General features: G+C 44.9%; 10 protein-coding genes. 9 read left to right on the top strand and 1 reads right to left on the bottom strand.

Annotated features, from left to right (window positions below; translation table 11 throughout):
• Nucleotides 1-7 precede the first annotated feature (7 nt).
• The 6 genes from murB (at nucleotide 8) to lpxC (ending at nucleotide 6,218) form a co-directional block, all read left to right on the top strand.
• Entirely contained in the window at nucleotides 8-889 is an 882-nt protein-coding gene (murB, locus tag Q7V32_RS14430) for a UDP-N-acetylmuramate dehydrogenase (protein ID WP_304897682.1), read from the top strand.
• The gene (locus Q7V32_RS14425; protein ID WP_304897681.1) at nucleotides 886-1,815 is read left to right on the top strand and encodes a D-alanine--D-alanine ligase; all 930 of its coding nucleotides are present in this window, start codon (nucleotides 886-888) and stop codon (nucleotides 1,813-1,815) included. Before murB ends, Q7V32_RS14425 begins: the two co-directional genes overlap by 4 nt.
• Nucleotides 1,816-1,825: 10 nt before the next feature.
• Entirely contained in the window at nucleotides 1,826-2,566 is a 741-nt protein-coding gene (locus Q7V32_RS14420; RefSeq protein ID WP_304897680.1) for a cell division protein FtsQ/DivIB, read from the top strand.
• Between the two features lie 35 nt (nucleotides 2,567-2,601).
• Nucleotides 2,602-3,828, top strand: a complete 1,227-nt coding sequence (gene ftsA, locus Q7V32_RS14415) for a cell division protein FtsA (protein ID WP_159652242.1) — start codon at nucleotides 2,602-2,604, stop codon at nucleotides 3,826-3,828.
• A gap of 29 nt (nucleotides 3,829-3,857) precedes the next feature.
• Nucleotides 3,858-5,018, top strand: coding sequence for a cell division protein FtsZ (ftsZ, locus tag Q7V32_RS14410; protein ID WP_159652244.1), 1,161 nt, complete (start codon nucleotides 3,858-3,860; stop codon nucleotides 5,016-5,018).
• Nucleotides 5,019-5,294: 276 nt separating this feature from the next.
• Complete coding sequence (lpxC, locus tag Q7V32_RS14405) at nucleotides 5,295-6,218, top strand: UDP-3-O-acyl-N-acetylglucosamine deacetylase (protein ID WP_304897679.1); 924 nt, start codon at nucleotides 5,295-5,297, stop codon at nucleotides 6,216-6,218.
• A 37-nt stretch (nucleotides 6,219-6,255) separates the two neighbouring features.
• On the opposite strand, the gene Q7V32_RS14400 is transcribed toward lpxC, so the two are convergent.
• Complete coding sequence (locus Q7V32_RS14400) at nucleotides 6,256-6,723, bottom strand: DciA family protein (RefSeq protein WP_304897678.1); 468 nt, start codon at nucleotides 6,721-6,723, stop codon at nucleotides 6,256-6,258.
• A gap of 301 nt (nucleotides 6,724-7,024) precedes the next feature.
• Between Q7V32_RS14400 and Q7V32_RS14395 the strand changes: the two genes are divergently transcribed.
• The 3 genes from Q7V32_RS14395 (at nucleotide 7,025) to secA (ending at nucleotide 11,178) form a co-directional block, all read left to right on the top strand.
• Nucleotides 7,025-7,228: a cold-shock protein gene (locus tag Q7V32_RS14395; protein ID WP_159652250.1), complete on the top strand. Its 204-nt coding sequence runs from the start codon at nucleotides 7,025-7,027 to the stop codon at nucleotides 7,226-7,228.
• Nucleotides 7,229-7,723: 495 nt separating this feature from the next.
• Nucleotides 7,724-7,888, top strand: coding sequence for a hypothetical protein (locus tag Q7V32_RS14390; protein ID WP_304897677.1), 165 nt, complete (start codon nucleotides 7,724-7,726; stop codon nucleotides 7,886-7,888).
• Between the two features lie 563 nt (nucleotides 7,889-8,451).
• Nucleotides 8,452-11,178: a preprotein translocase subunit SecA gene (gene secA / locus Q7V32_RS14385; RefSeq protein WP_304897676.1), complete on the top strand. Its 2,727-nt coding sequence runs from the start codon at nucleotides 8,452-8,454 to the stop codon at nucleotides 11,176-11,178.
• Nucleotides 11,179-11,414: the final 236 nt, after the last annotated feature.

Here is an 11,414-nt window from a genome sequence, read left to right as displayed (position 1 = left end):
AATCATTGTGGTCGATTTAAAGGGCCGGTCACTCAGTAATGAGCCGCTTGTAAAATATACCAGCTGGCGCGTCGGAGGACCGGCGGATCGGATGTATATCCCGGAAGACAAGAACGATTTAATTTTATTTATACGCTCGCTGGATAGTTCTGAACCGGTCATGTGGCTGGGTTTAGGCAGTAATGTATTGATCAGGGATGGTGGCATTAGAGGAACGGTCATTAACACCCGCAATCGCTTGAAGCAATTGCGCCTGATAGCGGACAACACCGTTTATGTTGAGGCCGGGGTTCCTTGCGCATTGGTTGCCAGATTTTGCGGTGAACAAGGTCTGGTCGGCGCTGAATTTCTTGCCGGAATTCCGGGAACGATGGGCGGAGCGCTAAAAATGAATGCAGGCGCTTTTGGCGGAGAAACCTGGAACATTGTCAGAAGTGTGGAAACCATTAATCGGCAAGGTGAAGTATTGGAACGAGCGCCCGGCTATTTTCAGATAGCGTATCGTTCAGTCAAAGGATTAGAAAACGAATGGTTTTTGTCGGCAGTATTGCAATTGGAAACCGGTGATGCGGCGGTGAGTCAGCAAAAGATAAAGTCATTACTGGAAAGGCGGGGACAAACACAACCAACCAATCAGCCTAGTTGCGGTTCTGTTTTCAAGAATCCGGACGGTGATTATGCGGCAAGATTGATTGAAAACTGTGGATTGAAAGGTTATGCCATAGGTGGGGCTCAGGTCTCTGAAAAGCACGCCAATTTTATTATTAACACAGGCAATGCCAAGGCTGAAGAGATTGAGATGCTGATCAAATTTGTTCAGGACACGGTAGCCGAAAAGCAAGGCATCAGGTTAGCGACAGAAGTGTGTATGGTAGGGGAAAAAGAATGAAGCCGAAGGCGATTGAAATGCCGCAGCAGTTTGGGCGTGTAGCGGTCATGATGGGTGGAACTGCCGCAGAACGTGAGGTTTCATTAAGAAGCGGCACTGCTGTTTTTAATGCACTCAGAGAGTCAGGTATAGATGCCGTCGCGATAGATGTGACAGGCAATCCAGTGCAGGCATTAGCCGGTGAGCGGTTTGATCGCGTCTTTAACATCATCCACGGCCGTGGCGGCGAAGACGGTGTGTTACAGGGTGCGTTGGAAGCCATAGGTATGCCTTACACGGGCAGTGGTGTTTTGGCATCAGCACTCAGTATGGACAAGCTTAGAACTAAGATGTGTTGGCAAGGAGTAGGGTTGCCTACGCCTCGATGGGCCCTACTGAAACAGAGCGGCGATATTGACGCTTGCATCGAAAAGCTGGGTTTTCCCGTCATTGTCAAACCGGCCAAGGAAGGGTCCAGCATCGGCATGAGCAAAGCTTCAAATAGGGAAGAATTGATCAAGGCCTTTGAATTGGCGTCCGAATATAACTGCGATGTCTATGCAGAGACCTGGGTTTCGGGGCGCGAGTTCACGGTCGCGGTGGTTCAGGGTGATGCATTGCCGGTGATCCGCTTGGAAACGCCCAATGTTTTTTATGATTACGATGCAAAGTACAAGGCGAATACCACCCAATATCATTGCCCCTGCGGACTCAGTGACTCCGATGAGCAAGCGTTGCAGGCTTTGGCGGTTCGTGCTTGTGAGGCGGTCGGAGTTGAAGGTTGGGGCAGGGTTGATGTGTTTATTGATCAAGACGGTCATAACCAATTGATTGAGGTTAATACCGTACCCGGCATGACCGACCACAGCTTGGTACCTATGGCGGCAAAACAGGCCGGGATAAGTTTCACTGAGTTAGTTTGGCGAATTCTTGAAACCAGCTTTTAACTGAGGTGATATGCAGATCACCAGGCTTGTGTGCATAGGGTTGTTGTTGATAGGGCTAATATGGACTTTTTGGGATAAAGCAAAAACCTACCAGTCGGATGCGGCACCTATCAGGTATGTAAGAATTGAAGGCGTTTTTCAATACATCAGTAAAGAGGAACTTAAACAGACAGTTAAGCCTTTGGTGACGACCGGCATCTTCAGTGCCGATATGCTGGCAATTCAGCAGGCAATGATGAAGTTGCCGTGGATTGCTAATGTCAGGGTTAAAAGGGTATGGCCCGATGCGATTGACATTAAGGTTTATGAAAAAATGGCAGTAGCCCGATGGGGTGAAAATGGTCTGCTGTCCATGCGGGGAGAGATTTTCAGACCGTCGAATACGGTACAGTTTGAAAGTCTCCCTAAATTGCATGGCCCCGAAGGCCAAGCCGCCAAACTTCTTGAAATCATGAGAGGGTTGAGAACAACCCTGGCGGATCATTCATTTGGATTGGCAGAGTTTATTGTTAACGAACGGCGGGCCTGGAAGATCGTGTTAACGAACGGCATGGAAATACAACTAGGCGGAAAAGAACAACTGAGAGCTTTTCAGAGGTTTTTAAAGACCTTGAGTTTATTAAATCAAGGTCAAATAGAGTCAATTGCAAAAGTCGATTTAAGGTATCCGAACGGCTATGCAGTTACATGGAAACCCGGAGTTCCGGAAATAGACTGGAAGAAGATTGCTGAAGGACAGCAGCAGCCTTAACAGCTACAGATTATGGTGTTCTAAGAGTAAATAAAATGGCAAAAAAAACAGATAGGAATTTAATAGTTGGACTGGATATTGGAACATCAAAAGTTGCAGCCATCGTCGGTGAGCATACCGGGAATGGCGAAATTGAAGTTATAGGTATCGGGTGTACGCCTTCTCGCGGCTTAAAAAAAGGGGTTGTGGTTAACCTTGAGTCTACTGTGCAGTCAATTCGTCGAGCGATCGAGGAAGCAGAACTGATGGCGGGTTGCGAAATCACCTCGGTATTTGCAGGAATAGCCGGAAGTCACATAAAGAGCCTCAATTCCCATGGGATAGTCGCTATAAAAGAAAAAGAAGTGACTCAATATGACATAGACAGAGTGATTGATTCCGCCCGTGCAGTGGCAATTCCTGCGGATCAGAAAATTTTGCACATTCTGCCTCAGGAATTTGTGATTGATTTGCAGGATGGCATCAAAGAACCTATCGGGATGTCAGGCATTCGCCTGGAAGCCAAGGTTCACATGGTGACCGGAAGCGTGAGCGCCGCGCAAAACATTATCAAATGTATCCGCCGGTGTGGGCTGGAAGTAGACGATATCGTTCTGGAGCAACTGGCATCGTGTAATTCCGTTTTGACCGATGATGAAAAAGATTTGGGCGTTTGTCTTATTGATATAGGCGGAGGGACCACCGACATTGCTGTTTTCTCCCATGGTGCGATCAAGCATACCGCTGTTATCCCGATTGCAGGTGATCAAGTCACTAACGACATAGCCGTAGCTTTACGGACGCCCACCCAAAATGCAGAGCAAATCAAGCAGAAATATGCTTGTGCACTCACACAATTAGCCAATACAGATCAATTGATCGAGGTGCCTAGTATTGGTGATAGAGCACCCAGAAAAATATCCGTGCAAAATCTGGCGGAAATTATTGAGCCTCGTTATGAAGAGTTGATGTTGTTGGTTCAAGCTGAGCTAAGGCGAAGCGGATATGAAGAAATGATCGCCGCCGGTATTGTGATAACAGGCGGGAGCGCGAAAGTAACAGGGGTGATCGAATTAGCGGAAGAGATATTCCATATGCCGGTTCGGATGGGTCTGCCTCAGCATGTTTCAGGGCTGACGGATGTCATCAGAAATCCGATCCATTCAACCGGTGTGGGTTTGTTGCTATATGGGAAAGAACATAGGGGTGGCTTTGACAGTTTTGATGCGGATAGCACCGGCGTGTTGGCCAAAATGAAAAAATGGTTTCAGGGTAATTTTTAAGAATTATTACGTTTGCAAGGGGAACAATTATGAAATATGAACTAATGGACATCGGTGCTGAAAATGCCGTAATAAAAGTCATCGGCGTTGGTGGCGGTGGTGGCAATGCAGTCAATCACATGGTGGAAAAACACATTGAAGGCGTGCAATTTATCTGTGCAAATACCGATGCTCAGGCACTTAGAAAAATGAATGTGGATACTATCATTCAATTAGGCGCGGAATTGACCAAGGGTTTGGGTGCGGGGACCAATCCTGATATCGGTAAACAAGCGGCTTTAGAAAACAGAGAGCGAATCAAAGAAGTTATACAGGGTGCCGATATGGTTTTTTTAACCGCAGGCATGGGTGGCGGCACGGGTACTGGAGCCATTCCCACTATTGCTGAAATAGCCAGAGAATTAGGCATTCTTACCGTTGCAGTTGTAACTAAGCCTTTCCATTTCGAAGGCAAAAAGAAGATGGAAGTAGCGGAGCAAGGCATCAAGGAACTTGAAAAATATGTCGATTCTTTGATTACGATTCCCAATCAAAAACTGTTGCCGGTTTTAGGTAGCAACATCTCATTGGTAAGCGCATTTAATGCAGCCAACAATGTGCTGCTTGATGCGGTGCAAGGCATTACCGAGTTAATAACTCATCCCGGTATGATCAACGTCGATTTTGCTGACGTAAGAACCGTTATGTCGGGCATGGGTGCTGCGATTATGGGTACAGGATCGGCATCAGGTGAGAACCGTGCAAGAGAAGCCGCTGAAAAAGCCATCGCTTGTCCTTTGCTGGAAGATATCAACCTGCAGGGCGCGCGGGGAATTCTCGTCAATATCACAGCTGCTGATATGGGGATTGCCGAGTTTGATGAAGTAGGTAACATTGTTCACGAATTCGGATCGGAAGACGCCATCATTAAGATCGGTACAGCCATCGATCCTTCTTTGGGTGACGAAATCAAGGTGACTGTCGTGGCCACGGGCATGGGCGGACAGACCGTCGCAGCGCATCCACACATCAAGTTGGCGGTAAAAGCCGTGACGGCGGGCGAAATTAATTATGAAAAGCTGGATAAGCCCACTGTCATAAGACAAAATCGTGCTGAACTTCGTGAAACGCGTTTTGGTGCCCAGCCGAAAAAAGAGATCGATATGGACTATTTGGACATCCCTGCGTTTTTAAGGCGTCAAGCGGATTAATCGAGACAACTTGATTGATAGCGGAAAATTTCCACAGCCAGGGATGGCAGTGGAAGGTCTTCTGCTCATCAATATGGCAAAGTTCTGCCGACAGCCGGTTTCTCTCCATTTGTTGAGATGTGTCTTGACGCATAGCCGAAATTAAATGTACGACAGTCGTTACTGTGTTACGCCCTAAAAATTAGAGTCATTTGTTGTTCGATAGTTTGAATGAATGGCTAATATGATAAACTCCCTTAGTTTCCTGCCCCAATAAATTAGGCATTATTGAAATCTATGATCAAACAGCGAACTTTAAAAAACACGATTCGGGCCACCGGTGTAGGGCTGCATACCGGCGATAAGGTTTATGTGACTTTGCGTCCTGCGGAACCCAATACCGGTATAAGGTTCCGTCGTGTTGATCTGGACGAGCCCGTTACCATTATTGCGTCACCGGGAAATGTTGGGGAAACCACTCTCTCAACGACTCTCGTTCAAGACGGCATAAAAATATCGACTATTGAGCATTTGCTTTCAGCTTTTGCAGGATTAGGTATCGATAACGCTATTATTGATTTAAGTGCTGCTGAGGTGCCTATTATGGACGGCAGTGCCGGACCTTTTGTTTTCTTATTACAGTCGGCAGGTGTAGAAGAACAGGATATTCCTAAGCAGTATCTTCGAATAAAACGCAGTATCCGAGTTGAGGAAGGTGATAAATGGGCGGCATTTGAGCCTTTTAATGGCTTCAAAGTCACTTTTACAATTGATTTTGAACATCCTGCTTTCGCTGAACATTTGAAGACGGCTGTTATGGATTTTTCCTCGACAACTTTTGTTAAGGAAGTGAGCCGAGCTAGAACCTTTGGCTTTATGAAAGATATTGATATGCTCAGACAGAACAACCTTGCTTTGGGCGGCAGTCTGGATAACGCCATTGTTGTCGATGATGACAAAATTCTCAACGAAGATGGCTTGCGTTACGCCGATGAATTTGTAAAACATAAAATTTTGGACGCAATCGGCGATTTGTATTTATTGGGGCATACCCTGATCGGTGAATTTGTCGGTTATAAATCCGGGCACGGACTGAATAATAAATTACTCAGGACCTTACTTGACAATAAGGATGCGTGGGAAATGGTTACTTTTGATGATGAGAAGGATGCCCCCATTTCGTTTATGCGCAGTGCGGGTGATGTTGCGCAACCAGCGTAATTGTCACACTGAGTTGAAGCGATGAATCCGCTTCGCTTCAACTGTCTATTGGTTTTTTAGATAATTTTTCTAAAGTCAAACTCAAGCGCATTAGGGCCTGGTCCAGAGGATCAGCCGATTTTGACTTCTGATTAGCCTTAAGTGCCTTGATAACCGCCATAGAGGGAAGCTTAGGTCTAGGCTTTCTGATCTGGTATTCCTGGCGTAAAGTTTCTGTTATTCGTATCTGCAAAGACAAAACTTTAGCCTGTGTTGCCAGACTGGCGGCACTTATCAGCGTGGGCGCATGAAATCTCAGTTTTGTCGCATTAGCTGCATTGTCAGTATAAACCTGGAGTTTGCTACCCGAGACAGCAAGATATTTTATTGAGCGCGTCAGTTCATCGGGTATTTTTGATCGAATAGCGTTGAGAATGATCGATTGCTGTTTTGCATGCAGTGCTAACACGGCAAGCGTTTTATTGGGGAATGCCAGCGGGGTTTTAAACGAGTGCTTTTTAGCCATTGAACTTAATATAATGTGATACAGATTAGTTCTGATTGATTTTAACGGGTTGTTTTAATCAATTAAATCACATTGTTGATAGACAAGTTTTAATCTTCAAGGTGCATTGATTGACTTTAAGCCGATTTGGCATAAAATGGCCGCGGCTAGAAAGTGATAAAGCTTAATTGTTTGCTGTTACGATGTTTTTTCTGTAGTACTCCGTACCTGTAAGTCCTCGTTCTGTTCTGCATTAAGTCATTTCAATATTTCCCGCTGCACATCGCTTCACGCGTTACATTTTTTTATTCAGGAGTTACACATGGCTACTACAGGCACCGTTAAATGGTTTAATGCTGACAAAGGTTTCGGTTTTATTCAACAAGAGCAGGGACCTGATGTTTTTGTTCATTTTCGCAATATAGCGGGAACAGGCTTTAAATCCTTAAACGAAGGACAAAAAGTCCAATTCGTTGTGACCCAAGGTCAAAAAGGACCGCAAGCAGAAGAAGTTACTATTATCTAATCAACGGTAACAGGCCGGGTTGATTGGGTATTTCACTAATTTAGTATTTTTCCTGATCACCTGGCGCGATCCCTTCAAAACAATACGGATCATGTTTATCTAAACAAGCGCAGGCAATTTTCAATTCGCTTTTTTAATACATCCGTAAGTCCTCCCTACTCAAATCACTGATTTCTCTTCTTATGGCGGTCTGCCCGCCTCATTATTTATTGATTTTTTAATAACGCTAAAATTTTATTTTGAATTTTTCAGACGATAAGTCAAAAAAATCCAGATAGGATTAAATCCGTTCATTTTTAGCGGTAGTAACCCGTTTTAAGAATATAAAAATAACATTTAAACGATAAATGATAGCTAATGATCATTCAGCAGAGTCTTTTGGTGACAATCAAGAAACAATGCATAAATACCTAGTGTGATTGTAAAGAATAGGAATCATCCCTATAGTTAGGCCTGTGTTGTTATTTTTTTAATTAGCTAAAAAGGAATCGAGTCATGAGTGATTTTTACCAAGATGTATTAACAGGTGCGGTTTTTGTAAGCGGACTAATAGGCTTTGTTTCTGGCGAATTTGTGATTTCATCTGCGCTGTTTGCAACGGCGACTATTGCCAGTAATGTCAATATGAACCGTAAACTGAACAAGACAGGCAGTGAATGATGCAAAAAATTCTTCAAGGGAACTGTCTTAAAACATCCAGGAAAAGATCCCTGGATGTTTTAAACAATCCCATGGGCAATGTTATGCATCGCCTGAAAATGCATAAAAATCTCGTTGTACTGTTTGTTCACTGTCACTTTAGTGGCGGCTGGCGCTCCACTAACAAATCTGACTATATCCCCATCGCGTCAAGAAATTCAGCTCTTGATGCCCAAAACAGTCTATCTCTCGCGTTAACTGTTTGATTGCTATGCGTTCCTGACAAATCGGCTCAAGAAAACCGTAATCCGTTTACCTCGTCAATTTTTTCATGCCTTTTGTGGCAATTAATCGTGCTTCATGCCCACAGTTGGGTGGGTGCGCTCTCATGCATCAGTGGCAGTAATTAGCATCAGATGTGTCGGTTCGAAAGTTGTATTTACATGTAATATCGGAAATTATTGTGTTTATATAGCATCGATACCCGTTTGCTTAGGTTGTTTTTAACTGTAAATAAAGGGCCACTCGTTATATAATCGGCGCTATTTGAAAATGCAATCTCACAATTCACCTCGGAAAAAAGCATGTTGGGTAAGCTGGTTAAAATTGTAATAGGCAGTCGAAACGATCGCTTGATCAAGAAAAAAAGGAAGCTGGTAAAAAAAATCAATGCGCTGGCGGCAGATTATGAAAAATTATCCGACGAGGAGCTAAAAGCCAAAACGCTGGAATTTCGTGAACGTCTGGACAAAGGCGTAACCATAGAAGATTTGATTCCTGAAGCGTTTGCTACGGTCAGAGAAGCGTCTTCCCGTGTATTTGGCATGCGGCACTTTGATGTGCAGTTAATCGGCGGTATGGTGCTGAATGACGGCAAAATTGCTGAAATGAAGACCGGGGAAGGTAAAACGTTGATGGCAACTCTGGCGGCTTATCTTAATGCCTTGCCCGGTAAAGGCGTTCATGTCGTTACCGTGAACGATTATCTGGCTGCTCGCGATGCGTCTTGGATGGGTAAGTTGTACGCTTTTCTCGGGTTGACGACAGGTGTTATTGTCAGTCAGATGGATAGCGGCGAGCGCCGAACTGCATACGCGTGCGACATCACTTACGGAACAAACAACGAATTCGGCTTTGACTATCTGCGCGACAATATGGCGTTCAGCATGGCTCAAAAAGTTCAGCGAGAGCTGGCGTTTGCGATTGTGGATGAAGTGGATTCCATTCTGATTGATGAGGCAAGAACCCCGTTAATTATTTCCGGGCCGACGGAAGGCAGTACCGACGTTTATATGAAAGCGAACGAAATTGTTCCTTTCCTTACCAAACAAGAAAAAGAAGATGAACCGGGCGATTTTTCTGTTGATGAGAAAACAAGACAGGTGTATTTGACTGAAGAAGGTCATGAACGGGTCGAACGGTTGATGATTGAGCATGGTTTGATGGCGGAAGGGGGTAGTTTGTATGACGCTGCCAATATCAGGCTTATGCATTATCTGAATTCATCGTTGAGAGCGCACAATTTATTCCAAAAGGATGTCGATTATATCGTCGCAAACAATGAAGTTGTCATTGTTGATGAGTTTACCGGGCGGGTCATGCCGGGGCGGCGCTGGTCGGAAGGTTTGCATCAAGCCATAGAAGCTAAAGAGCATGTGGCTATTCAAAATGAAAATCAAACCTTGGCCTCCATTACCTTCCAAAATTACTTCAGGCTTTATGAAAAGCTGTCCGGTATGACCGGTACTGCCGATACAGAGGCGTTTGAGTTAAATAGTATCTATGGTCTGGAAGTGGTTGTGATCCCTACCCATAGACCCATGATCAGAAAAGACCTGGGGGATTTGGTTTATCTGACTGCCGCTGAAAAATATCAGGCTATTGTCGAAGATATTAAACAATGCGTAGAGCGCGGGCAGCCGGTTTTAGTGGGTACTACATCAATTGAAAATTCCGAAATCATATCCAGATTGCTGACACAGCAAAAAATCAAGCATGAAGTGCTCAATGCCAAGCAGCATGAGCGTGAGGCGCATATCATCGCCCAAGCCGGTATGCCCGGAGCCGTTACTATAGCCACCAATATGGCTGGTAGGGGAACCGATATCGTGTTGGGAGGCAACCTTGATGAAGAATTGAAATCATTGCCTGAGGAAACCAGCGAAGAAGAGATGCAAAAGGTTCGAGGAGCCTGGCTGGACAGACACCAACTTGTGCTGGAAAGCGGAGGTCTGCATGTCATCGGTTCTGAACGCCACGAATCCCGCCGGGTCGATAATCAGTTAAGAGGGCGTTCCGGCCGTCAGGGTGATCCGGGTTCAACACGTTTTTACCTGTCCCTGGAAGATCCGTTGATGCGTATATTTGCATCGGATCGCGTTGCATCGTTGATGCAAAAACTGGGCATGGGACACGGTGAAGCCATAGAGCATCCTTGGGTAACCCGTTCGATTGAAAGTGCCCAGCAAAAAGTGGAAAACCGCAATTTTGATATTCGCAAACAAATTTTGACTTACGATGATGTGGCGAATGATCAGCGAAAAGTCGTTTATGCTCAACGTAACGAGTTGATGGCGGCAGAAGATATCTCCGACATCATCACGCAGATCAGAAAAGATGTGGTCAACAATGTGATTACTCAGTATATCCCTCCAAAAACCATGGAAGAGCAATGGAATACCAAGGGTTTAGAGGAACATTTGCATCAGGAATTCAATGTTGAAATACCCGTCCGGCAAATGCTCGCCGACGATAAAAAGTTGCATGAAGCCACATTAAGAGACCGTATTGTCGAGATGGTTGAGCAGTCGTATAGACAAAAAGAAGAGAGAATTGCGCCAGATGTTTTACGGCACTTCGAAAAATCAGTCATGATGCAGGTGTTGGACAACAGCTGGAAAGAACATCTTGCTGCAATGGATCATCTTCGTCAGGGTATTCATTTCAGAGGCTATGCGCAAAAAGATCCAAAGCAGGAATATAAACGTGAATCGTTTGATATGTTTACCGCTCTGCTTGACCACATAAAGTATGAAGTCGTCGGAATTCTTGCTAAAGTTCAGGTGCAAGAGGAAGAGGATGTCCGTGCGATTGACGAGCAGCGCCAGGAACCTCAAGAGTTACATTTTGAACATGCTGAAGCCGAGTCTTTTGTTCAAGCGATAGAGCATGAGGCTAGTGAAGCGGATAGTGAAGCTGAATCCGAAACGGAACAGCCTTTTGTCCGTGATGGAAAAAAAGTTGGACGGAATGATCCTTGCCCTTGTGGTTCCGGAAAAAAATATAAGCAGTGCCATGGTCAAATAAGTTAATTTCATGTAAAAACGATTTGCTTTGCTGCTTACCTGCTCTTACAGAATAATGGTATCGGCTTACCGCTCCGATTTTATTGGGTGCATGTGATTGATTGAAAAGGCTTCTGCAACAGGGTTTTATTCCTGCGCCCTTTAAAATCAAGCGCCTACACCCTCAATTGAAAGCGGGCGAGTAGTTACGAATAATCATGTTATTCAATAGAACTTTGGGTACGGCCTAAATCGCCAGAAGC

Source organism: Methylicorpusculum sp. (assembly GCF_030651835.1).
Lineage (GTDB): Bacteria > Pseudomonadota > Gammaproteobacteria > Methylococcales > Methylomonadaceae > Methylicorpusculum.
The sequence above is the reverse complement of the archived record's forward strand: the minus strand, read 5'-3'. Positions and strand labels throughout refer to the sequence as shown.

What these genes read in the sequence shown, in the direction of transcription:
- Q7V32_RS14395 (WP_159652250.1), top strand. Translation starts at nt 7,025, where the DNA reads ATGGCTACTACAGGCACCGTTAAATGGTTTAATGCTGACAAAGGTTTC.
- secA (WP_304897676.1), top strand. Translation starts at nt 8,452, where the DNA reads ATGTTGGGTAAGCTGGTTAAAATTGTAATAGGCAGTCGAAACGATCGC.
- ftsA (WP_159652242.1), top strand. Translation starts at nt 2,602, where the DNA reads ATGGCAAAAAAAACAGATAGGAATTTAATAGTTGGACTGGATATTGGA.
- Q7V32_RS14390 (WP_304897677.1), top strand. Translation starts at nt 7,724, where the DNA reads ATGAGTGATTTTTACCAAGATGTATTAACAGGTGCGGTTTTTGTAAGC.
- ftsZ (WP_159652244.1), top strand. Translation starts at nt 3,858, where the DNA reads ATGAAATATGAACTAATGGACATCGGTGCTGAAAATGCCGTAATAAAA.
- lpxC (WP_304897679.1), top strand. Translation starts at nt 5,295, where the DNA reads ATGATCAAACAGCGAACTTTAAAAAACACGATTCGGGCCACCGGTGTA.
- Q7V32_RS14420 (WP_304897680.1), top strand. Translation starts at nt 1,826, where the DNA reads ATGCAGATCACCAGGCTTGTGTGCATAGGGTTGTTGTTGATAGGGCTA.
- Q7V32_RS14425 (WP_304897681.1), top strand. Translation starts at nt 886, where the DNA reads ATGAAGCCGAAGGCGATTGAAATGCCGCAGCAGTTTGGGCGTGTAGCG.
- Q7V32_RS14400 (WP_304897678.1), bottom strand. Translation starts at nt 6,723, where the DNA reads ATGGCTAAAAAGCACTCGTTTAAAACCCCGCTGGCATTCCCCAATAAA.